18 protein-coding genes are annotated in these 22,699 nt (G+C 41.6%); 11 read left to right on the plus strand and 7 right to left on the minus strand.

The genetic code is table 11. The features are described 5' to 3' along the window. The first annotated feature begins 30 nt into the window (after positions 1-30). The 3 genes from NJ959_RS04875 to sigC all read left to right on the plus strand — a co-directional run bounded on the left by NJ959_RS04875 (position 31) and on the right by sigC (position 3,715). Complete coding sequence (locus NJ959_RS04875) at positions 31-1,005, plus strand: NAD-dependent epimerase/dehydratase family protein (RefSeq protein WP_254010650.1); 975 nt, start codon at positions 31-33, stop codon at positions 1,003-1,005. 210 nt (positions 1,006-1,215) lie between these two features. Continuing rightward, entirely contained in the window at positions 1,216-1,818 is a 603-nt protein-coding gene (locus NJ959_RS04880; protein ID WP_254010628.1) for an IS607 family transposase, read from the plus strand. Between the two features lie 649 nt (positions 1,819-2,467). Then, positions 2,468-3,715, plus strand: coding sequence for an RNA polymerase sigma factor SigC (gene sigC, locus NJ959_RS04885; RefSeq protein WP_254010629.1), 1,248 nt, complete (start codon positions 2,468-2,470; stop codon positions 3,713-3,715). Between the two features lie 176 nt (positions 3,716-3,891). Here the strand turns inward: sigC and NJ959_RS04890 are convergent, their stop codons facing one another. The 3 genes from NJ959_RS04890 to NJ959_RS04900 form a co-directional block, all read right to left on the minus strand. After that, entirely contained in the window at positions 3,892-4,548 is a 657-nt protein-coding gene (locus NJ959_RS04890; protein ID WP_254010630.1) for a Uma2 family endonuclease, read from the minus strand. A gap of 142 nt (positions 4,549-4,690) precedes the next feature. Then, entirely contained in the window at positions 4,691-5,347 is a 657-nt protein-coding gene (locus NJ959_RS04895) for a Uma2 family endonuclease (RefSeq protein ID WP_254010631.1), read from the minus strand. A gap of 575 nt (positions 5,348-5,922) precedes the next feature. Next, positions 5,923-7,464, minus strand: a complete 1,542-nt coding sequence (locus tag NJ959_RS04900) for a serine/threonine-protein kinase (protein ID WP_254010632.1) — start codon at positions 7,462-7,464, stop codon at positions 5,923-5,925. Between the two features lie 450 nt (positions 7,465-7,914). On the opposite strand from NJ959_RS04900, the gene NJ959_RS04905 reads away from it, so the two are divergent. Continuing rightward, positions 7,915-10,308: an FHA domain-containing protein gene (locus NJ959_RS04905; protein WP_254010651.1), complete on the plus strand. Its 2,394-nt coding sequence runs from the start codon at positions 7,915-7,917 to the stop codon at positions 10,306-10,308. Positions 10,309-10,663: 355 nt separating this feature from the next. On the opposite strand, the gene NJ959_RS04910 is transcribed toward NJ959_RS04905, so the two are convergent. Both NJ959_RS04910 and NJ959_RS04915 read right to left on the minus strand, forming a co-directional pair. Continuing rightward, positions 10,664-12,172 carry a serine/threonine-protein kinase gene (locus NJ959_RS04910; RefSeq protein ID WP_254010633.1) on the minus strand — a complete coding sequence of 503 codons (1,509 nt, stop codon included), beginning with the start codon at positions 12,170-12,172 and terminating at the stop codon, positions 10,664-10,666. A gap of 30 nt (positions 12,173-12,202) precedes the next feature. Next, complete coding sequence (locus tag NJ959_RS04915) at positions 12,203-12,364, minus strand: hypothetical protein (protein ID WP_254010634.1); 162 nt, start codon at positions 12,362-12,364, stop codon at positions 12,203-12,205. Here NJ959_RS04915 and NJ959_RS04920 point away from each other — a divergent pair. Continuing rightward, entirely contained in the window at positions 12,335-12,562 is a 228-nt protein-coding gene (locus NJ959_RS04920) for a DUF433 domain-containing protein (protein ID WP_373693601.1), read from the plus strand. The genes NJ959_RS04915 and NJ959_RS04920 overlap by 30 nt on opposite strands. A 162-nt stretch (positions 12,563-12,724) precedes the next feature. On the opposite strand, the gene NJ959_RS04925 is transcribed toward NJ959_RS04920, so the two are convergent. After that, a complete protein-coding gene (locus NJ959_RS04925; protein ID WP_254010636.1) occupies positions 12,725-13,213 on the minus strand; it encodes an SH3 domain-containing protein in 489 nt (162 codons plus the stop codon). Between the two features lie 188 nt (positions 13,214-13,401). Beyond that, positions 13,402-14,697 (minus strand): DUF3747 domain-containing protein, encoded by a 1,296-nt coding sequence (locus tag NJ959_RS04930; protein ID WP_254010652.1) that lies wholly within the window; start codon positions 14,695-14,697, stop codon positions 13,402-13,404. Positions 14,698-14,922: 225 nt separating this feature from the next. Here NJ959_RS04930 and NJ959_RS04935 point away from each other — a divergent pair, with 225 nt between their 5' ends. The 6 genes from NJ959_RS04935 (at position 14,923) to iolE (ending at position 22,501) form a co-directional block, all read left to right on the plus strand. Continuing rightward, positions 14,923-15,693: a hypothetical protein gene (locus NJ959_RS04935; protein WP_254010637.1), complete on the plus strand. Its 771-nt coding sequence runs from the start codon at positions 14,923-14,925 to the stop codon at positions 15,691-15,693. Positions 15,694-16,720: 1,027 nt separating this feature from the next. After that, positions 16,721-18,538, plus strand: a complete 1,818-nt coding sequence (locus NJ959_RS04940) for a GMC family oxidoreductase (protein WP_254010638.1) — start codon at positions 16,721-16,723, stop codon at positions 18,536-18,538. A 60-nt stretch (positions 18,539-18,598) separates the two neighbouring features. After that, the gene (locus NJ959_RS04945) at positions 18,599-19,690 is read left to right on the plus strand and encodes a ferritin-like domain-containing protein (protein WP_254010639.1); all 1,092 of its coding nucleotides are present in this window, start codon (positions 18,599-18,601) and stop codon (positions 19,688-19,690) included. A gap of 191 nt (positions 19,691-19,881) precedes the next feature. Further along, the gene (locus NJ959_RS04950) at positions 19,882-20,373 is read left to right on the plus strand and encodes a hypothetical protein (RefSeq protein ID WP_254010640.1); all 492 of its coding nucleotides are present in this window, start codon (positions 19,882-19,884) and stop codon (positions 20,371-20,373) included. 120 nt (positions 20,374-20,493) lie between these two features. Next, on the plus strand, positions 20,494-21,222 hold the full coding sequence (locus NJ959_RS04955; RefSeq protein ID WP_254010641.1) for a pentapeptide repeat-containing protein: 729 nt from the start codon (positions 20,494-20,496) through the stop codon (positions 21,220-21,222). Positions 21,223-21,412: 190 nt separating this feature from the next. Beyond that, complete coding sequence (gene iolE, locus NJ959_RS04960) at positions 21,413-22,501, plus strand: myo-inosose-2 dehydratase (RefSeq protein WP_254010642.1); 1,089 nt, start codon at positions 21,413-21,415, stop codon at positions 22,499-22,501. Positions 22,502-22,699: the final 198 nt, after the last annotated feature.

Raw genomic sequence — 22,699 nt, forward strand, 5'->3', positions numbered from 1 at the left:
CCCCACACCCCACACCCCATTTCCCATCCCATGACTGCCAAGCGGATTTTTATCACAGGTGCGAGTGGTTGCATCGGTCACTATATCGCCGAAGCATTGATTCAGGAAACGAATCACGAACTGTTTTTGTTGGTGAGGAATCCTGAAAAGCTGAAATTTGACTACGACGCTCGTCCCGGAATTACTATATATCAAGCCGATTTGCGGGAAATCGAACAGTGTGATTCCTTTCTCAAAACCATAAATGTGGCAATTTTGGCTGCAACGGCTTGGGGAGGGCAACAGGAAACCTTTGATATTAATGTAGTCAAAACGCTTCGATTGATGGAATTGCTCGATCCTACTGTCTGCGAACAGGTGATTTATTTCTCCACAGCGAGTATTCTGGCTCGCAATAACCAGTTACTGAAAGAAGCAGGGCAGTTAGGTACAGAGTATATTCGTTCCAAGTATGATTGTATGAAGCGATTGTCCAAATTAGCGATCGCGCCCAAAATTACCGCCCTATTTCCCACCTTAGTATTAGGCGGAGACAGTAACAAACCCTATTCTCATCTTTCCGCTGGTATTCCTGATGTGGCAAAATGGGCTAGCCTGATTCGCTGGTTCAAAGCTGATGGTAGTTTTCACTTCATCCATGGCAAAGATATTGCTCAAGTGGTAAAACATCTAGTTGACTATCCCCCACCAGAAAATTTGACAGGAGAGACGGAAGGGATATTGAAAAATCAGTTAGTCTTGGGAAATGCCCCAATAACTGCCAATCGAGCTATAGAAGAGCTTTGTGCTTATTTGGGTAAACAGATTTATTTTCGCATCCCCTTGTCTCTCTGGTTAGCGAATATCTTGATTCCGTTATTCCGGATTCAGATGGCAGCTTGGGATAGATTCTGTCTGGACTATCGTCATTTTACTTATCAAAACCCTGTTAACCCAGAGACGTTTGGTTTACCGACGTACTGTCCGACATTTACTGATGTACTGAAAATTAGTGGAATTAAATAGAGGGGTTTTGATGAGAGTGTTGGGTTAAGTCTCCAACCACCAAAATCTGAATAAAACGCCATTAAACTAGATAAAAGATGTTATATAGCAGCCGCTTATAAATAACTGTAGGGTGGGCACTCCCCCCTAACGTAATTTTAGGCTTTTCAAGTTATCTTCGGGAGTGCCCACCCGACAAAAATCTTTTGACTTTTGCTATATAATCAAGTTATGTCCAGTTTAAGTCCCCAAGAAGCAGCCCATCTATTAGGTGTAACAGTCAAAACCTTGCACCGATGGGAGGCTGACGGCAAAATTAAATCAACTCGTACACTTGGCGGTCATCGCCGTTATGATATTACTGACTTAATTGGCAATAAAACAGGGAATGAATTGACAGTAGGATATGCTAGAGTATCCAATCACGACCAAAAAGACAATCTTACCAGACAAGTACTAGTTTTAGAAAGCTATTGCGCTAAAAATGGCTGGGAATTTGAGATTATTCAGGATTTGGGTAGTGGCATCAATTACAAAAAGAAAGGACTAATTAGGTTAATCAAACTAATTACTAGTTACCAAGTAGAAAGATTAGTATTAACCAATAAAGATCGACTGCTTAGATTCGGATCGGATTTAATCTTTACCTTATGTGAGAGTTTTGGAACAGAGGTAATAATTATAAATCGTTCCGATGATAGCACATTCGAGGAAGATTTGACAGCGGATGTATTAGAGATAATTACAGTATTTTCAGCACGTCTTTATGGTAGTCGGAGTCATCAAAATAAAAAGATAGTAGAAGAACTGAGGGAGATCGCAAAAAAATTATAACTACTCTAACTTATTGCCAAGGATGACGACTCTCTTTCATCATGAGCGATCGATAGTAATTATAAGCGATCAAAAGCTTATAGGGCAAGACTTTTATCTCAATATTTTTATAAATATATCAGTAACCTGGGCGTTTTTGACTCTAATTGCAAGAGATCCCAATTTTCGGGGTGGCGGTGTTGGGCATCCTTCCCTCGACCCAAGGACAGCGGTATTGGGGTGGGGGCTGTTGGGTATCGTTCTCTCGATCCAACCGACAACTCGATTCCCCACTCCCCAGATTTCGGCGGCTCTCAAAAGATTTTCTCTAGAATTTAGCAATTCTTTCAGGAATTTACCTAATTGGTGATGTAGATTGATACAGCCTTTGACCGAGGTCACTATCCCTCAATAGTGAATCACTTATACTAACTGCTAGAGGAACAGCGCAGTTATCCTACTAAAAATGGATGTTAGGTGTAATACCAATATTATAGTAGGGACTGAGGCGGAAACGATTATAGCAGTAGAGACCGATAATAACGACCAGTGGAAACTGGAAATCGTTCGAGGTCAAAAGTATAAGACCTGTTATACGGTCATACAGGGTGGGAATTCTAGTTAAGTAAGTGGTGACACGCCAGTCATCGTTTGTAATTAAGAGATCATTATGCCAGCCACTCCTTTCTATGCCGATATGGAATTCGACCAAGAACTAGCTCCCTACAGCTTAGAGCCAAGGGATACAGATGATCTGGAAAGTCCAGTGGATGATTTGGTGGACGTAGAGATTGAGCAGGTAGATGCTACGGATTTTGCCAAAAGTACCAACCGTCGTACCACCGATTTAGTCCGGATATACCTTCAGGAAATTGGTAGGGTTCGTTTACTGAGGCGAGATGAGGAAGTTTCGGAAGCCCAAAAAGTGCAGCGTTATATGCGACTATTGGAATTACGAACCGAGTCTGCCACACCCGATGAGCCAATTATTCACTATTTCGTTCATCTGATTAATGTTCACGATCGCTTAGTATCTCAGTTAGGACACCGTCCTTCGTTAGAGCGCTGGGCTACGACTGCTGGCGTTCAAGTCTCGGAACTTAAACCCGGTATGGCTGCTGGGAAAAAGCGTTGGGCTGAGTTAGCGGGAATGACGGTTAAAGAGTTAGACAATATTCAAGCTGATGGTATCCGGGCGAAGGAGCATATGATTAAGGCAAACCTGCGCCTAGTGGTGTCGGTTGCGAAGAAATATCAAAATCGTGGTCTAGAATTGCTGGATTTGATTCAGGAAGGGACTCTGGGATTGGAACGGGCGGTTGATAAGTTTGACCCCACCAAGGGTTATCGCTTTAGCACTTATGCTTATTGGTGGATTCGTCAGGGAATTACTCGTTCGATTGCTACCCAAAGTCGTACTATTCGCCTACCTGTCCATATTACCGAAAAACTGAATAAAATCAAAAAAGCTCAACGCAAAATCTCTCAAGAACAGGGTCGCACTGCTACGATTGAGGATATTGCTAAAGAGTTAAATATGGATGCGCCCCATGTGCGGGAGGTTTTACTGCGAGTTCCTCGTTCGGTTTCTTTAGAGATTAAGGTAGGTAAAGAAAAGGATACGGAATTGGGAGATTTGTTGGAAACTGAGGAAACTTCTCCTGAAGATGTTTTGATGCGAGAAGCTCTTCATCGCGATTTACAGAACCTTTTAGCGGATTTAACTAGTCGGGAACGGGATGTAATTTCTCTGCGGTTTGGCATGGAAGATGGTCATGCTTATTCTTTGGCAGAAATTGGTCGTGCTTTGGATTTATCTCGGGAACGAGTGCGCCAAATTGAATCGAAAGCCCTGCAAAAGTTGCGTCAACCTAAGCGTCGCAATCGGGTGCGGGATTATTTGGAGGCGTTGAGTTAGGTTCCTGAATATTTGTTACGGTAATTAATTTTCTCTGGTGTTTTCCCCCTGTTATCTTTATGGATATTGGGGGGTATTTTTGTTGTTTGTTGTTTGTTGTTTGGGGAGTGGGGAAACTGAGAAGTCGGGTTTCTTGAAGAAATCCGACTTCTGGGTGTGAGGTTTATTTCTATCTCTCACTGAGCTAAAATTTCTGCGATTCGTTTGCGGAATAAACGTACTGCTGCTCTTTGTCCAATTGTGTTACTCTGTTCAATAAATCCAGGGATTTCTGCTATGGGCAAAAAGGGAAAAGCGACACTATTATTAACTTGTTGATATTCTCCTTCTATCAGTTGATATACTTCTAGAGTATTTTTTCGATATCGCCAAAGTTCCGGTACGCCGAGGGAGGCATAAAGTGTAAACTTATTCAGAGAAGAACTAGTGTAGTCTGATTCTACTACTAAATCTGGTGGTGGATTCTCTGGTAGTTTAATCTCTTTTAAACCTCTCACTATACTTTCATTGGCGATGTAGAAGCAGGTATCTGGTTCCACTCCACGAGTTAAGTCTTCTCTTTCCAGTGTTAATGCACCCGCTTTCAAAACTTCAATTTCTAACTCATCAGCTATTGCTTCGACAAAGCTTTCTATCATTCCTTTGGGGACTTCATGTTGTAAAAGTGGCATTCTGATTTCTAATACTCCCTCGGTGTAAGCTATTCTCCAAGCGCGATTGTCTCCTACATCTGCCATTAAGGATTTATAGGTTTGCCAGGTAACTCCTCTTAAGGTGATGATAGGTTCACTACTAACTTGTTGGGCTGCGGGAGTCAATATTGTTGTAACCATTTGACTGACTCTGGGTAATTTTATTTAATTATAGTTGAATGGGGAGTAGGGAGTGGGTTTTTTGGAGTGGGGAGTGGGGAAACTGAGAAGTCGGGTTTCTTGAAGAAATCCGACTTCTGGGTGTGAGGTTTATTTCTATCTCTCACTGAGCTAAAATTTCTGCGATTCGTTTGCGGAATAAACGTACTGCTGCTCTTTGTCCAATTGTGTTACTCTGTTCAATAAATCCAGGGATTTCTGCTATGGGCAAAAAGGGAAAAGCGACACTATTATTAACTTGTTGATATTCTCCTTCTATCAGTTGATATACTTCTAGAGTATTTTTTCGATATCGCCAAAGTTCCGGTACGCCGAGGGAGGCATAAAGTGTAAACTTATTCAGAGAAGAACTAGTGTAGTCTGATTCTACTACTAAATCTGGTGGTGGATTCTCTGGTAGTTTAATCTCTTGTACTCCTCTGATTTGACTTTCATTTTGGATGTAGAAGCAAGTATCTGGCTCAACGGCACGGGTTAAGTCTTGCCTTTCCAGCGTTAATGCACCAAGTTGACTCATATCTATTTCTAGCTCATCTGCTATTGCTGTAACAAAATCCGCTATCAATATTTTTGGTTCTTCATGTTTTTGCAGTGGCATTCTGATTTCTAATACTCCCCCATCGTAAGCTATTCTCCATGGGCGATTGTCTCCTACATCTGCCATTAAGGATTTATAGGTTTGCCAGCTAATCCCTCTTAAGGTGACGAGTGGTTCCGGGTGAACTTGCTTTTGCCGGGGAGTCAATATTGTTGTAACCATTTGACTGACTCTGGGTAATTTTATTTAATTATAGTTGATGGGAATGGATAATGGGGAGTGGGGAGTGGGGAGTGAGGAATGGGAAATAGTGTGTTTAAGCTGTTACGCACTTAATTTAGATACCTCCACACCCCACACCCTACAAACCTTTTTCAAAATTTAATATCCAATTTAGATGCGCAGCAGCTTACTAACCATCGCAGGGCGAAGTATTTGGATATAAAAAATTAGGTTTCTCCGATAACTTATCCCCCAAATGCTAGGCTAGCGCCAAGCTAACGCTAACGCCCCTACCCTAAATTTGGCAAGGGATAAAACACGCCCTAAAAGCTTCTTATCCTTTCCGATAGCATCAGTTGTGTATATTATTCACTTTTGTAGGGGCAAAGCATTCGAGGGATAACTTATGATATAAACCCAAGGTTTTGTATCCGAATGCTTTGCCCTGCCCTTATACTATAAACCCAAGGTTTTATATCCGAATGCTTTGCCCTGCCCTTACGCAATGAATACAAATTTACACAATATTAGATAATAATTTTAATCGCTATATAATATCACTATTACTGCAAAATCTAAGGTAAACCAACTTCTGCCCAAACTACGGTGTATGGAGAAGGAGTAGTAGGATCTGTAAAAGTTTTTATAGAGTGAATTACTAATTTCTGTCCAGGTTGTAACACGCTGACTTTCTCTGGAAGTTTATAGTCTGGAGGTTGTGGAAAACTATTTCTTAAATTTACACCTGTAATTATAGTAACTTGTTCTCCAACTGAGGGAACTTGAGTCGGTGCAATAGTAACAATTTGAGTAGTTGCTATGAGTGTTTCTCCAAAGTAAGCATTCCCTGATGTATTTTTAACAGCACCAAGTCTCAACCAGCCTATTGGTGAAGATTTAGAAGAGGATATATTGGCAATTTGTGGTGAAGGAGGTTGAGCTTGTACAGGTGATGAATTATTAGAAGGTTGAGCTTGTACAGGTTGCGTATTTACTTGTGTCGGTGAAGTTATTATTTGCGGCGATTGAGATTGCTGTACTTGTGCTTCTTTTGTTTCGCCCTCAGTAGTTTTAGGTCGAGTAACAACTAAAGCACCGAGAACAAATACCCCAATAACACTACCAGTAATAATCGCTTTTTGCCAATCTGTTAAACCTGCTGCTGCTACGGTTGAGGAAGTTGGTTGAGGTGGGAAAGGTGTCGATACAGGATTAGCAGAAATAACAGTAGTAGGTTGATTTACTACCCCAACAGGCGGAGGAGAAATTATCGTTGGTGTAGGAGAGGGAATCGCTGTTACTCCTATTCTCAGTGCATCTAACATCTCCCTGGGTGTATTATAGCGATCGCGAGAATGAAATTGAATCGCTTTATCCAGTACCCCGCCTAATGTTGGACTGACACTCAAGGCATAACGCCGCCACAAAATCTCGCCTGTTTGGGGATCTGTTTCCAATTCTTGGGGGAATTTTCCTGTGAGTAAATAAATTGCTGTTAGCCCCAAACTATATAAATCGCTGGCAAAAACTGGTCGCCCTGCTGTTTGTTCGTAAGGCATAAATCCGGGAGTACCAATTACAATGGAACGGCTACTATTCCCCGATGAACTAACTGTTGTGCCCATGGTTTCTTTCACTGCACCGAAATCAATGAGGACAGGTTGATTGTCCGCATTTCGTATAATAATATTGTCTGGTTTAATATCCCGGTGAACGATTCTTTGACTGTGGACATATTCTAAAACAGGCAAGATTCCAGTCATGATTCCTCTCACAGCACTATCGCTGAGAGTGCCTTGTTTCTGTACCATCTTCCCGAGGGTAATTCCTTCAATTAATTCCTGAACTAAATAAAATTGACCCCCAGACTCAAAGTAAGCGTATAAGCTAGGAATTTGGTTACTCTGCTGTCCTAAATCTTCTAAGATTACCGCTTCTCGCTGAAATCTATCTTTCACTATTTGGTAAACTTGTGGATCGTTTGTCTGTGGTTTTAATTGCTTTACTACACAGTGTCGCCCGGATGGTAAGTGAGCATCTTCGGCTAAAAATGTATCACCAAATCCACCACTACCTAATACTCTAATGACTTTATATCTATTTTCGAGAATATTCAATTTATTTCCCTCTATTTTTTTAGTTTTAAGAGATTTTCAGGGAAGAATGCCACTGGAAATTTCTGCCTAAAATATTAGGCAATAAGGTGGGATTGAGGAATGAAATAAAACCATCACCAAGCTTGGCTCGGTTTTCCTCACCACCTATTTTATAAACAACGATCTTTAACTGTGGCTATGTAAGATTTCAAAAATGTTCAGCACCCTGGCTCTAGCCAAGTTATGCTTATTAAGATAATATTTATTTCAGAACATGTCAATGGTTTTTCAAGCTAAAGTGTAAAGTTTCTGTAAAGTAGATTAAACTATTTGCGGAGAAAAATTTACCTGTACAATCTAGATATCATTCTGCCCTGACAGACTTAATTCCGATAGCTGGAATATATAATCACCAGGTATTTTGGCAAAACTGGGATGCAGCTCGATAATTACCCACCAAATATTCCCAAGATGACTAGCAAACAAACCCAAACAATAATTTCCACTAACAATCCCTATATCGTTCTCAATAACCAAGGGCGAATTTTGCACCGCCTAGAATTAAAAGCAAACCAACATATCCTAGGGCGAGATCCCCAACAAGCTGATTTAAGAGTTCCCGATGATTGGCAAGTTATTTCTCGCTGTCAAGCTTGCTTGCGCAAAGTAGGCGATGACTACCAAATCTACGATGGTGATAGTAACCAACCTAGTCGGAATGGCTTATTTATTAAGCACACTCGCATTACTCCAACCGAAGGTTATGCTTTAAAGAATGGGATGGAATTGCAAATCGGGCAAAACCCCGAAAACATGGTGATTCTCACCTATTTTAATCCCAGTAATCCTCAAACATTTGCCCCACCAACCCAGCGTTTTATTTCCCTAAAAAATAAGTCAGTAATGTTAGGGCGTGACTCCAATGCCAATCTACAATTAGATGCCCATACAGTCTCCCGCCGCCACGCTACAATTGATAGCGATGGGCGGGGAAGGTATATTTTACAAGATCATAGTACTAATGGAGTTTTTGTTAACGGACAGCGGGTTAATAGTTCAGCAGTACTATCAACAGGAGCAAGAATTTTAATCGGTCCCTATACCCTAATCTTACAAGGAGATGAATTAACTATAGCAGACCTAGGCGAGCATATTCGCCTAGATGCGTATAATTTAGTCCGGGAAGTAAAAGACAAAAACAATAAAAAGAGGCGACTGCTAAATGATATTTCCCTACCCATTCAACCCGGACAATTTATCGCATTAGTCGGCGGTAGTGGTGCAGGAAAATCTACTTTAATGCGCACCCTATTAGGAATCGATCCCACTACCGAAGGATTAGTCTATCTTAATGGAGAACACTTGCGGGCAAACTTCAATATCTACCGCACCCAAATTGGTTATGTCCCTCAAGATGATATCATTCACAAAGAACTAAAAGTTGGGGAAGTTTTAGCTTATGCGGCCAAACTAAGACTCCCTCCCGATATTAATATAGAAGAGGTAGTAGAACGAACCTTACAACAGATTGAAATGTCCCATCGCCGGGATGTATTAGTCAGTCAATTAAGTGGAGGTCAGCGCAAACGAGTCAGTATTGGAGTAGAATTATTAGCAGATCCAAAGCTATTTTTCCTAGATGAACCCACATCCGGACTAGATCCTGGATTGGATAAAAAAATGATGGAGTTACTGCGGAAATTAGCCAATCAAGGCAGGACAGTTATTTTAGTTACCCATGCCACCAGTAATATAACATTGTGCGATCGCATAGTTTTCCTCGGACAAGGTGGAAGGCTTTGCTACTTTGGTCCTCCCCAGGAAGCCATGAACTTTTTTGGCATTACTCAAGGTGACTTTGCAGATATCTATAATAAATTAGAAAACGAACAAAATGTTGTTACCGAAGCTGAAAAATTCACCAAATCTGACTATTACCAACGCTATATTACCAATCACCTCAGCATCCGCAGTCAGCAACTACCCACAACTGCCCCACCTCAACAAATTCCGCGATCCTTTTTACAACAATTAATCCTATTAACTCAACGGGGTTTCCAATTAATCCAAAGAGATCCCATTAACTTAGGATTATCTCTCCTAACTGCCCCAATTGGCATCAGTTTAATTACCCTAGCCATTAAAGACAAAAACCCCCTAATTCTTGGCACGGAACCCGATCCCACCCTCGCCCCCTTAGCCCTGCGCGTTTTATTTGTATTTACCTGTGCTAGCATTTGGGTAGGACTATCTAGTTCTCTCCAGGAAATAGTCAAAGAAGCTGCTATTTACCTGCGAGAAAGATTAGTAAATTTGGGTTTATTTGCCTATTTAGGTGCTAAAGGAGCAATTCTAGGCGGATTAGCACTAATCCAAACTATATTAATAGCTATAGTAATTTTAATTGGCTTTAAATCGCCCAGCACTGATTTAATATCTTGGTCATTAGGGCTAGGCATCACCACATTTCTCACCCTATTTACCTGCATGAGTCTGGGATTAATGGTATCAGCCATAGTCAAAAATGCTTCTCAAGCAAATAGTGCTTTACCTCTATTATTACTACCTCAGATTATCTTTTCTGGAGTATTATTTAAGATGGAAGGAATTGGTAGTAAGATATCTTGGTTAATGCTAAGTCGTTGGTCAGTGGGAGCTTATGGTACATTAGTCAATGTTAATGCTATGGTTCCCCAACCTACTAAATTACCCGACGGTAGCACTATTCCCCTACCCTTTGAAGCGACTCCTGTTTATGAACATAGTTGGGGGAATTTGGGGTTAAATTGGGGGATTTTGTTATTGCATCTCGCGGTTTATTTTACAGTTACTTGGGTGGTACAGAAGCGTAAAGATATTTTTTGATTTGCTAATGGCTATTAGTAACTTGAAATTACGTTACATTTTCCCTAAAAAACCTCTGCGTACCTCTGCGATACCCTCTGCGCCCTCTGCGTTAAAAAAAGATATTATTTCAATGGCAAATGATTCTAGATAAGGATCATCATTTTATCAAAACCAGCCCTCTGCCAGATTGTTTTTTAACGCAAAGGTTCGCAAAGATGTTTTAGTTTAGTCTGGTTGTGTTATCAATAATCCAGCAATAACCGTAGGGTGGGCAGTCCCCACTAACGTAATCATCAGCTTTTCAAGTTCTCCAGGGGACTGCCCACCCTACATTAAAAGCTTTATTGAGATTGGTGTAAGTTATGACTTTTAACTAGAGAGATTTGGCATCATCAATCAGCCAGTTATTAGTTTCGGCATCCCATACTAGTCTAAAACGCAGATAATGAGAAGCTTCGCGACCAGATTTCATCAAGTATTTTAATCGAGTTTCAACTCTGGCTACTTCTGCACCTTCTTCAACCATTCTGACTTCCTGAATCTCTACAAAATTAACTCTTTGCCACCAATCTACATAAGAAATGTAACCATTTGGGTGAAGCTGTGAATTGTTTCTGAATTGCGGAGATAAATGCTTCCATGAAGTTTCATACTGAGCATTATTAATCAATGAGTAGTAATCTGGTATTGCTTGTTTTGGAGATGGTTTATTCTCTGGTGGTTGTGGTGTTATTGAAGGAGAAGGAGAAGGAGAAGGATTTACTGTGTTTTCAATTGGTGATTCTATAGGTTGAGTAGTAACTGAAGGGGATGGCAATAATGCTTGTTGTGTAGCGGTATTTTCTGAAGAAGATTCGGGAGAACGAGTCATGATCATACCAAACACAACAGATGCGCTAATCAAACCTCCTACTATAAAACTACCCAAAATTATAGTCTTGGTATTATTTTGATTTGAAGGTGAAGAGGTGGATGGAATTGTCTGAGCTGATGATGCTACTACAGGTGGTGGAGATACTACTGTAGTTTTGGAAGAAGATGGATTTGAAGTAATAGTTTGAGCCAGAGGTTGCAAGGCTTGTAACATTGCCATTGCGGTAGAATAGCGATCGCGCGGATGAGACATAATCGCTTTTTCTAGTACCATGGCTAAACTTGGGCTAATTTGGGATATGTGTTTCCGCCAAATAATCTCACCTGTGCGAGAATCAGTCTCCAACTGCTCAGGTGTTTTCCCAGTCAGTAAATAAATTGCGGTTAATCCTAAACTATACAAGTCACTAGAATACACTGGTCTTCCCGCTGCTTGTTCCGATGGCATAAATCCCGGCGTACCAATTACAATAGAACTAGTGGGATTCCCTTGAGAATTTACGATTGTCCCCATTGTTTCTCTCACTGCACCGAAATCAATCAGGACAGGTAAATGATCGGAATACCGCAACATGATATTATCAGGTTTGATATCCCGGTGAATAATTCCCTTACTATGGATATAATCTAAAACGGGTAAGAGATTAGTTAATATTTCCTTAACTGAACTTTCACTAAGGATTCCCTCCTCTTGCATCTTACTGGTAAGAGTAACACCTTCAATCAATTCTTGCACTAAATAAAATTGAGTGTCTAACTCAAAGTAAGCATACAAACTGGGAATTTGATTATGCCCGCTACCTAATTCTTCTAAAATTGCTGCTTCTCGCTGAAATCTGTCTTTAACTATCTCATATATCTGCGGATTATTAGCAATGGGTTTAAGCTGCTTAATGACACAGCGACGCTGGGAAGGGAGATGAGTATCTTCTGCCAGGAATGTTTCACCAAATCCACCGCTCCCTAGAGTGCGGCTAATTTGATAGCGATTATTTAGGATTGGGGGCATTATTGGGTATGATTGAATAGGGGGTCTATTTTAAAAGATAGCATTTATCATTAATCTTGTCAGTGCGATCGCTTTAATATAGCAACTTCCTTGAGATAGATGTTGGCAGTAGCCAATATTTTCGATATCGGCTAGGATTGAGATGTTGCACAGATGTAAGCCATGACGATCCCTACACTGCCAATCATTCATAGGGACCACGACATTTTGGGGGGAACCCCTGTCTTCATCGGTACTCGCGTTCCCATAAAAACATTAATTGACTATTTAGAAGCTGGCGATTCACTTAATGAATTCCTGGACCATTTTCCCAGTGTCAGCCGTCAGCAAGCAATCTCACTCCTGGAATTAGCAAAGGAAATGCTGACTGTATATGCGAATCCTGCTTGATGAATGTGTTCCCAAACCTTTAAAACGCGAACTTGCCGTATGTAGGGGTGTTAGCGAGAGCTATGCGTTAGCACAGCATAAGGGCGATAAGTTATGTTGAAAACCCTATAATTTATCGCCCAAATTCTTCACACTGCCTGTACCAGTCTAAAATGCACATGATTACTGAGGTGACTCAGTTGAAGAATCAACTTTTTCAATATTACCCGCCTTAACCCAACCTTCTTCACCGCCTTCAATAATGCGAATTTTCTGCCATCTTTTATCGTCACTCTCTTGCAGCACAAAAATTTCCTGATTATAAGCAACACCATTAACGCGGTTAGAATCTAAATTAGGCTGATCTCTAATACTCAATCCTTCCGGCCAACTTACCCGCGCTTTATACGCTCCTGCTGGTAATTCCTTTGTCGTGGGTGACTCACTAGGAGTAGGAGTAGCTTTTTTATCCTGTTTTGACTTAGCCCCCGTGGGTAAACTCACAGGTTTAGCAATAGGTGACTGCTGTTTCTGCTCCTCAGCAAAAATCGGTTTGGGAGGATTAACAGACATTTTTGTAAACAGGTAATAGGCGATACCAACCGCACCACCTAACAATAGGAAAATAGCTAAGAAAAAACCGAGAAAAAATTTAGCGATGCCTGAAACCATAATTGAAAACTTATACCTAAATTATGTAATTTTTGTTATTAGTTGTTTGTTATTGGTTATTGTATTGTGACAACAACTGGCAACTAAAAACTAAAAACTAGTAACTAAAAACTAACAACTAACAACTAACAACCAACAACTAACAACCAACAACCAACAACCAACAACTAACAACTAACAACTAACAACTAAGGTTTAACACAATTGAGCATCCGTAGAGTTGCTGCTGCGGCATAGTTGCGTTTAGCCTGATCGTTAGGGATAAATGCTTTACCCGTTTCGTTAAAGGGAGAAGCGACTCGACAATAACCAGACATTTCGGTAACTAGGGATTCCGCCCAGTGACCCTGAATATCTGAAAATTGTACTATAGCTTGATTAGCAGTCAGAGCGGATGGCTTCCCTTGCAAGGTTAAAGCAAATTGTGCTGCTCGTCGTTGCACTGCCATTAATTCGGCACGAGTTACCTGTTGAGTTGGTCGAAAGTTGCCGTCGGTATAGCCACTTACGATATTATTTTCCCGTGCCCATTGGATTTTGGCGGCACTCCATCGGGAGGCATCCACATCGGGATAGGGACGAGTTGAGACTTTCGCAGGTATTTGCAGATTAGCACCGGGAAGCTTACTGAGGGCTTCTAATACCATGGATACTAATTGTTCTCTGGTTATCGCTGCTTGGGGTCTGAAGGTATTATCTTCTTTAAATCCAGCAATAAATCCCAATCCTACGGCTTGTTCAATTTCCTTGGCGTAGACATCGCTAGCAATATCTCGGAATGTAGTACCAGTACCAGTACCAGTACCTGTACCTGTACCAGTACCAGTACCTGTACCTGTACCTGTACCTGTGCCTGTACCTGTGCCTGTACCAGTACCAGTACCTGTACCTGTACCTGTACCTGTACCTGTACCTGTGCCAGAAGCCAAAGTGTCTATTGAAGTGCGATTAGCCAAATAGACATGACCGAGAGGTTTTCCTTGGTAAGATCGTCTAGCAAACTCCCAACCAGGCTCTAGAAATATCTTTAAAAAACCACTACCTAAAGCCTTAGTTCGACCAACAATAACTTCCGGCGCATTGCGATCTTTGCGATTAGTTCCAACTAAAACTAATTCACCATTACGTTCAACAACGCTAATCAAATAATCTAACCCTAAATCTTCCCCTGCTGCTCGTAAAGAATAGCCATTACTATCAGTACTACGTCCGCAAATACCAGTGAAATCAAATTTCAATAGTAGGGGATCTACACTGACAGGATTACTGCCACTTTCGCTCCAACACTGCCGCGTTGATGCTATTTGCTGAATAATCAGTAGTTGATAAGATCCCTGTCCAAAAGGAGAAGCTACGGCAATATATTTACTTTGATCTACTGGTAGTTGCTCAAAGATACCAGCACTTACTGGTTTGCTAGCCATCAATGTTGATAGCGTCAATGTCGCAATCGCTGCTAATTTTGGTAAAAATGAACTCTTCATTCTGTCTGTAATAGGGAGTGGGGAGTGGGGAGTAGGGAGTAGGGAATATATATTAGCCATTAGCAATTAGCCATTAGCAATTAGCCATTAGCCATTAGCAATTAGCCATTAGCCATTCCCCCTCCAGACTGTGAAACTGGCTAAACTAGCACAACCCTCTCCACAGTCGCAGGAAGTCGTACCCATGATAGGAGTAACGGTTCGACTGCGATGAGGCTTTGGTTTATGATGTTTAACTTTATCGGATTCAGTGCCATCTTGGGAATATTGACGCTGTTGATGTTTGGATTGTTGCAGTGGTTACATGTTAGTGCGGGTCATTTGCTAGATTGGATCATCGGTGTGGGTAGTTTTTGGTGGTTGTTAGTTGTGGTGACGGTTCCCTGGAATGTCCATTTTGACGCTAGACAGGTTTTAGCTGATGCAGCCCAATCGATTGATAAAGGGATTACGATCGACTCTAAGCAAGTAGCTTATGCCAAAGTGGTGGCTTCGCGATCGCTAGTTGTCGCCATTATCCTCCACATCGTATCTGCCATTGGACTTTACACCTTGGCGGCAACTGGAATTAGTGCGGTTGGCTATATTAGTTCCGGTGCGGCGTTACTTTTAACTATTTTGCGCCCTACGGTGCGACTATACGAGTATTTAGCGACACGATTAGCGGCGATTCGGCAAGAATTTCAGTATCCTCGGCAAGATATCTATGAATTGCGCGATCGCTTTGGTAATCTAGAAATGAGTGTTAAACGGATAGAAGAACAACTAGATCCGGAAGAACCCTTTTCCTGGGTGGCTACGCAGCAGCGTTACTGGGAAGAAAGTCGCAAAGAAGTGGCTCGTTTAGCGGCATCTTTAGAACAATTACAAGCGCAAAATGAGGCAGAGCATCAACGTCTAAGACGGGAAGCTGAAAGTGCGATCGCGCAATTAAGTACAGATGGTCAATTTCTCGATCATGTAAGGGAAATTATCCGGTTTTTTAAGACTGCTTAATTTGTTGTTGGTTGTTGGTTGTTGGTTGTTGGTTGTTTGGCAAATAACCAATAACTAATAACTAACAATCAATAATAAATTTTCCTTCATCAAGATATAAATACAATCAGTCATACGATTAAAATAGACACCACAGTTTGTTATTTTTTTTGACTTATGCTATTAAATAAGCTGCTACGCAGTTAAATTGTATATTCTGAAAATGTATATTCTGAAAAAGAGTCGCATTGGCTCAAATTCTTCCCCACTCCCTACTCCAAAAAACCCACTCCCTGTCTTCTTTGACTTTTGATTTTTGCTATAAGGGTGCGGAATGTGGGTTGACATTGAGCCGGGATTTAGACTGGGGAGGTAAGCTGTTATGCACTTAATTTAGATATCCCCACACCCCACACCCCGTTCCCAAAATTTAATATAACATTTAGATTTAGATGCGCAGCAGCTTAGACCATAGGGGGGTGAAGGGTTAGAGGTAAGGCTAGCTCGGCGCGATCGATCTACTGGTGGTTGCAAAATTTATTCTGCCATGATATATTTTTAACCAGGTAAAAAAACTGAACAACTTACATTCCCAAATGTAAATTATCCATCGCAAATAGAGGAGTAGCGAATATATCGTTTGCTCTTCAAAGTCGGTATTTTACACAAAAAAGTGTTTCGTACACTACAACTTTTAATTCATCTCACCTACAAATGCCCAGGCAGTTTATAGCTCTGAGGTCAACGATTAAACAAGTGTATCGAGTTCAACAAGGGTGTCTTTGACGTAAAAAGCCTTGAAATCATTGAAAGGGCTAACCTTACCCAAGCAATTGGAGAGACTTACGTCCAAAATACTAATCATTGATCGGAATTTTCGACCGTTAGATCCAATTTATCCAGCACAAGCTAGAAATTTCTAGTCCAAAGTCAATCAATAAAGGTATTATATCTTTATTGATTGCAGGATCATGACATGGTTGAAGACAATCATGTCGTACTGATAAATTTGGATTCCTGATAAAGAGTAACTGTTAAGGAGTAACCAATGAGTCAAAGTCAGGCATTTGTAACAAATGTCGATTCCGATACTGTCTCTAACACGATTTACGATGTGGTGATCGTAGGAGCAGGGGTCGCTGGAGCCATTGTTGCCAAAGAATTGAGCCAACAAGGAAAAACGGTTTTAATCCTTGAGGCAGGAAAAAGTAAGGATTTATCCCTTGCAGGCTTTCAAAGTTATGTAGACACCTTCTATAGTGCGGTGGAGAAGAACCCCAACTCTCCATTTCCCCATAATCCCAATGCTCCGAGTCCCACGGATATGGATGACTATTTTGTAGAAAAAGGTCCCATGAAACTTGGGGGTTCCTATACACGAGTCTTTGGTGGGACAACCATGCACTGGGAAGCGAAAACCCCACGGATGTTACCGGAAGATTTCCAGTTAAAGACTCTTTACGGACAAGGCCTTGACTGGCCCATTCGCTATGAAGATTTGATGCCCTACTACCGCAAAGCGGAGCACGAGATCGGGGTTTGTGGGGACACAGAAGAGCAAAAAAAACTAGGCATCAAATTTGAAGATGGCTATGTTTTCCCGATGAAAAAGCTTCCCCCCTCTTACTTAGATGAGAAAGTTATTGAGAAAGTTGAGGGAAGTACAGTTGAACTCTATGGCGAGAGCCTTCAATTAAGCTTTAGTACTTTTCCTCAAGGTCGCAATGGTGAACCCAACCCTAAATACGATCGTGGTAATGGCTTTATTCCTGATGGAGTTGCCAGTATCCCTTCTGTTCAATATGGCGAACGTTGCCAAGGGAATGCCAACTGCGTTCCCATCTGTCCGGTTCAAGCGAAATATGATGCTCGCAGAACTTTAGTTAAAGCCTTGCAAACCAATCGAGTTCATATACTCTCCCAAGCGGTTGCTGATCGGGTAGAAATTAATCCCGAAAACCGTAGTGTCACTGCCATTCACTATAAACGTTATGAAGACCCCAATTCTCCTGAATACACTACAGGATTCGCCAGGGGGAAATTATTTGTCTTAGCAACTAATGCCGTCGAAAATGCTCGGCTGATGCTCGCTTCTCAATTGCCTAGCACCAGCGGACTAATGGGCTGCAATCTAATGGATCACCCTTTCATGTTAGCTTGGGCTTTGATGCCTCAAGTAACTGGAACGATGCGAGGGCCTCTGGTTACATCAGGTATCGGCACATTTCGTAAGGGCGATTTTCGTGACAAACAAGCTGCCTTCGCGGTAGATATTCACAATGATGGTTGGGGATGGGCAACAGGATCTCCCTACACTGAAGTACTTGATGCAGTTGACCAGAAAAACCAATATGGCGAAGATTTGCGCCAGAGATTGATTAGTCGGATTTCACGACAACTGCTACTGGCTTTCATGTGCGAATTACCCCCCGATCCCAATAACCGAGTCACCATCGATGACAACTACAAGGATCAACTGGGTAATTATCAGCCCGTCATTCACTTCGACCTACCCGACTACATTAAAAGAACCCTTGCCTACACCAGACAACTCTCTCGTGTGATCTTCGCGCGTTTGGGAGCGGAAGACTATACCCAATTCAATCCTTTAGACCCCCAATATTTTGAGTTTGAGGGTGAAGGTTACTTCTTCCGAGGGGGAAATCACTTTTCCGGAACTCATGTCATGGGAACGACCAACACTAACTCGGTTGTCAATCGGTATCTCCGTGCTTGGGATCATGAGAATCTCTACCTACTTGGTGCAGGCAGTATGCCAACCATCGGCAGTTCAAATACAACATTGACAGTTGCTGCCTTAAGTTTTGTGGCTGCCGAGCAGATGCTTAAAGAGTTAAACTCTTAAGATTTACAACTTGCCTCGTGTTCCTTACAGAATTGAGAAAACATTGCCAGCAGAAGTATTATGACTACAGACAATGGTTTAGGACTGATTACAACAGTTAAAGACTTGCATGACTATCTCATCACAGCAATGGTGATAGAACATGCAACCATTCCCCCTTACATGACAGCACTTTACTCTCTTAAACCAGGAAAGAATTTAGAGGCTGCCCATATTATCAGGCAGGTTGTTGTAGAAGAAATGCTACACCTAACCCTCGTCGCCAATGTTTTTAATGCGGTGGGAGGGAACATGAAATCAACCTTAACACACCCTGATTTTATTCCCCAATATCCTACCAATCTCCCAACCGGCTCGACAGACTTTGAAGTGAATTTAAGCCCGTTTTCTATAGATACGGTACATACTTTTCTTAACATTGAACGGGCTTACGAAGTCCCTGAAGACACGCCAATAGTAGATGCTCGACCCCTACAAAACAGTTTGCTGCGGATTCTAGGCACTAATTCGCCCTATCCTTTCTATAGCATTGGCTTATTCTATGCAGAGATAATTCGTGGCTTGAATGCTTTGTACAGACAGATGGGTAATGCTCTGTTCTGCGGCAAGCGCGAACGACAAATTACCCCCGAATATTACTATAACGGTGGCGGGGAAATCATCGAAGTCACAGATCTCCGTTCAGCAATCCGAGCCTTAAAAGTAATTCAAGAACAGGGTGAGGGATCGAGAACCGGGGCTATCTATGACGCAGAACGAGAAATGGGTCATTACTTTCGTTTTCAACAACTAGAATTAGGGCAATTCTATGTCGTTAATAAGGATGAGCCTGAACTGTCCGATCAGCCCGATCATCCCACGGGTCCGTGTTTTGAGGTAGATTGGGACGCAGTTTATCCGCTCAAGATAAATGCCAAACTTAGTGATTATCATCCTGAAGACTCAGAATTGTATCTGGCAGCCAAAGAATTCCAGACCAGCTACAGTAAATTCCTAGCAGAGATTGAATACTCTTTTAACGGACATCGTAAACACTTAATTCCCGCAGTCGGGCGCATGTTCGTCCTTAAGGAACAAGCTACTAATCTAATCCGTAATCCTATTCCCGGTATGAATGGGGTTAATGCCGCTCCTGTCTTCCGATTAGACTAATCGAGATCTATTTCTGACCCATTTTTCACTCAAAGTTCTTGATTTATGTCTAGGACTATGACCCAAGATTAGGACATCACAAAAGGCGATCGCTCATCAAGAGCAATACTTTTGCTGATGACTGATGGCTTAGTGCTATGAGACTTGCAACGTACTTGCAGATCTAAAATTTTTGTGGAGGTAAACAACTGATGGATATTAACGGACCTGAGTTCGAGTATTTTCTCGATTTGTCAGTAGTCTTAACTGGTTTTTCTCGGTTTCATCTACAGGGAACCGGACAAGCTGCTCTTTACTTTGAAACAGTTCTGGACATCATTGGTGAAGATATTTTTGGGGAACTGTTACAAACCTTTCATACCATTGATATTCAATCCAAAAACAAAAACTATGAATTAATCTTGAATCGAAGACTTCGTTCGGAAATTCTGGGTTCTGAAAAATTAGGACCAATCGCCCGCAATATTATCAAGCTTTGGTATGTAGCCAATTGGTATCAACTGCCACCGGGTTGGCGAAATGTTTTTGGGGCAAAAGAAAACGATCAAACCTTTATTCCCAGTCCACAAGCCTATCCAGAAGGACTTTTATGGCCTACGATTGGTGTTAACCCACCTGGTGCGAAAGGTCTTGGATATGCGACTTGGAGCGAACACCCTTCAGTCAAGATTAGTAGACGCTAACAGTGATTATGGGTAGGGGTTAACTACTTTTAGAGATCCGTCATTCAACCTCTAAAAAAGACCCATCTTTGATCCTGACACAACTGTCAAAAATTCCTAGTTTTAAGGACGAACACAAATATGACAACTTGGTTTCGTAGACTCTCGACTATTGCCCTCTCAATTCTCCTGAGCTTAACGATATTTAGTTTGCCCGCTAACGCTTTTGTTGCGACAGATTACGATAAGTTGCTCGTGACAAACGCCTGTAATGAATGCGATTTATCGGGAGCGGATCTATCGAATAGAGATTTATATGGCAGCGCCATGAATCGGACAAATCTGTCTAAAGCCAATCTTTCCGGTTCCCTACTTAATGATGCAAGGCTGAGGGAATCAAATCTAACGGAAGCCAATCTATCGGGAGCTATCCTAATGGGGATTACCTTGTCGGGTGCTAACCTAACAGGGGCTAATCTTTCTAATACGGATTTGTATAATGCGCTGATGAGTTGTACACCTGAACCAAATGTAATTTGTACAAATTTATCAGGGGCAAATTTAAACAATGCCAATTTAACCTCAGCCATTCTTTCTGATGCAAATTTCTCTCCTTGGGATAAGGATTCCGTGAAACAGGTGACACAGGTAAAAAAAGCCATCCTAAATGAGGCAGTTCTTAATCGCGCCAATTTATCGAATGCCGATTTTTCTGGTAGCAAGCTCAGAAAGTCAAGGTTGGTAGATGCTACCCTTGCGGGAACCAAGTTCTGTGGTTCAGATCTGACTAATTCGCTGATGCCTGACACTACTACTTATAACGGAGATGTTAGTAAGTTTGGTGCTTCAGCTCAGTGCCAAAAAAAATAAGGATAATCTTGATGAGGAGGCTGAAGAATATTTGAACGCCCATTCATTCTCATCAGATTATGCCAATATATTCTTTTGAGCATTCTATTTCATTACCGATTCGTCGTCGGTATACTGAAAGAAGAATTTCAGGAAGTCCAATTCAAAGATTAGGAATCACTAAGTCATGTTTGGAAATAACGAGCGCAAGATGAATAAATCATCAGTTTTCCGCAAAATCAAAAGGGTTAGTGGTTCATTTGCCCTATTATTTATCTTTCTTCTTCTAGGGATAAATAGCTTAACGCTTCCCGCCACTGCTGCTACAAGTGGAAACAATTCCTTCTTGGTGTCTCTGGTTCCTCCTCCATCTGAACCTGTGATTTTAAGCCCACTATTCGATCGCGGAAAAGTCAAGTTGGGCATTACACCAACAGGTTGGAGTAATAGTGACGATCGTACTATCGATCTCACCCCTCCTATCCGTGACCAGCAGATTTTGAGTGAAATGGCACTAGCTGGCTTTGAAGGTTCGCAAATGGGACCTCAATTGCCTCAAGATACCGCAGTTTTAAAAAGCGAGTTAGCACTTCGTAACTTGGAGATTTCTGAACCTTGGGTGGGAACTCTTTTCACCGAAGGAAAGGATGATGAGACATTGGCAGAATTCGACAAACAAGTCAATTTCATGAAGGAAATGGGTGGCAACACTATTGTCGTCGCTGAAATGGGTGGTGCTGTTCATCAAACGAATGTGGACCCTTTAACAAACAGACCACATTTTGATGACCAGCAATGGTCAGCTATGGTGGATGGACTGAACCTCCTTGGTGAATTAGCCAATGGAAATGGTATGCAGTTGATGTATCACCCCCATATTGGTACGGGAGTAGAAAACTTAGATGATATCACTCGGTTGATGAATGATACCAATCCCGAATATGTGAATCTACTTCTAGATACCGGGCATTTGTACTACGCAGGAGTCGATCCTCTGGAAGTGGCTAAGACATATAAAGATCGGATCAAGCACGTTCACATGAAAAATATTCGTCAGGAAGTTTTAGACGAATCCAAAGATACAGGTCGTAGCTTTTTAGATTCGATCCGCGCCGGGATATTTACTGTTCCCGGAGATGAGGCTGGTGCAATTGATTTTCAGCCAATTTTACAAGAACTTGCTACAGCTAACTATGAGGGATGGCTAATGGTAGAGGCAGAACAAGATCCTCATCAAGCTCATCCTTTGAGATACGCGCTAATGGCTCGTACATACCTACGGGATCTGATTGGTTGGTAGTCCCTTTCAGCTAATAGGTATTTTCAGGTAGGGGGCATTGTAATGCTCCCCTACCAAGAATTTCATGTAATTCATAGTTGATTTTTGGAGATTCTAATGATTCTTGACAATCATATCAAACAGCTAAAAAAGACTGGGATGGAACCTCTTCGGGTTCTCGCATCTATCATCCGTCTACCCGTCTTACTCTGTGCATTG

This window comes from Limnofasciculus baicalensis BBK-W-15, from assembly GCF_024178385.1.
GTDB lineage: Bacteria > Cyanobacteriota > Cyanobacteriia > Cyanobacteriales > Coleofasciculaceae > Limnofasciculus > Limnofasciculus baicalensis.

Bases quoted from the DNA above. Each gene is read 5' to 3' on its own strand.
- NJ959_RS04875 (WP_254010650.1), top strand. From the start codon at position 31: ATGACTGCCAAGCGGATTTTTATCACAGGTGCGAGTGGTTGCATCGGT.
- NJ959_RS04880 (WP_254010628.1), top strand. From the start codon at position 1,216: ATGTCCAGTTTAAGTCCCCAAGAAGCAGCCCATCTATTAGGTGTAACA.
- sigC (WP_254010629.1), top strand. From the start codon at position 2,468: ATGCCAGCCACTCCTTTCTATGCCGATATGGAATTCGACCAAGAACTA.
- NJ959_RS04890 (WP_254010630.1), bottom strand. From the start codon at position 4,548: ATGGTTACAACAATATTGACTCCCGCAGCCCAACAAGTTAGTAGTGAA.
- NJ959_RS04895 (WP_254010631.1), bottom strand. From the start codon at position 5,347: ATGGTTACAACAATATTGACTCCCCGGCAAAAGCAAGTTCACCCGGAA.
- NJ959_RS04905 (WP_254010651.1), top strand. From the start codon at position 7,915: ATGACTAGCAAACAAACCCAAACAATAATTTCCACTAACAATCCCTAT.
- NJ959_RS04910 (WP_254010633.1), bottom strand. From the start codon at position 12,172: ATGCCCCCAATCCTAAATAATCGCTATCAAATTAGCCGCACTCTAGGG.
- NJ959_RS04920 (WP_373693601.1), top strand. From the start codon at position 12,335: ATGACGATCCCTACACTGCCAATCATTCATAGGGACCACGACATTTTG.
- NJ959_RS04915 (WP_254010634.1), bottom strand. From the start codon at position 12,364: ATGAATGATTGGCAGTGTAGGGATCGTCATGGCTTACATCTGTGCAAC.
- NJ959_RS04925 (WP_254010636.1), bottom strand. From the start codon at position 13,213: ATGGTTTCAGGCATCGCTAAATTTTTTCTCGGTTTTTTCTTAGCTATT.
- NJ959_RS04930 (WP_254010652.1), bottom strand. From the start codon at position 14,697: ATGAAGAGTTCATTTTTACCAAAATTAGCAGCGATTGCGACATTGACG.
- NJ959_RS04935 (WP_254010637.1), top strand. From the start codon at position 14,923: ATGATGTTTAACTTTATCGGATTCAGTGCCATCTTGGGAATATTGACG.
- NJ959_RS04940 (WP_254010638.1), top strand. From the start codon at position 16,721: ATGAGTCAAAGTCAGGCATTTGTAACAAATGTCGATTCCGATACTGTC.
- NJ959_RS04945 (WP_254010639.1), top strand. From the start codon at position 18,599: ATGACTACAGACAATGGTTTAGGACTGATTACAACAGTTAAAGACTTG.
- NJ959_RS04950 (WP_254010640.1), top strand. From the start codon at position 19,882: ATGGATATTAACGGACCTGAGTTCGAGTATTTTCTCGATTTGTCAGTA.
- NJ959_RS04955 (WP_254010641.1), top strand. From the start codon at position 20,494: ATGACAACTTGGTTTCGTAGACTCTCGACTATTGCCCTCTCAATTCTC.
- iolE (WP_254010642.1), top strand. From the start codon at position 21,413: ATGAATAAATCATCAGTTTTCCGCAAAATCAAAAGGGTTAGTGGTTCA.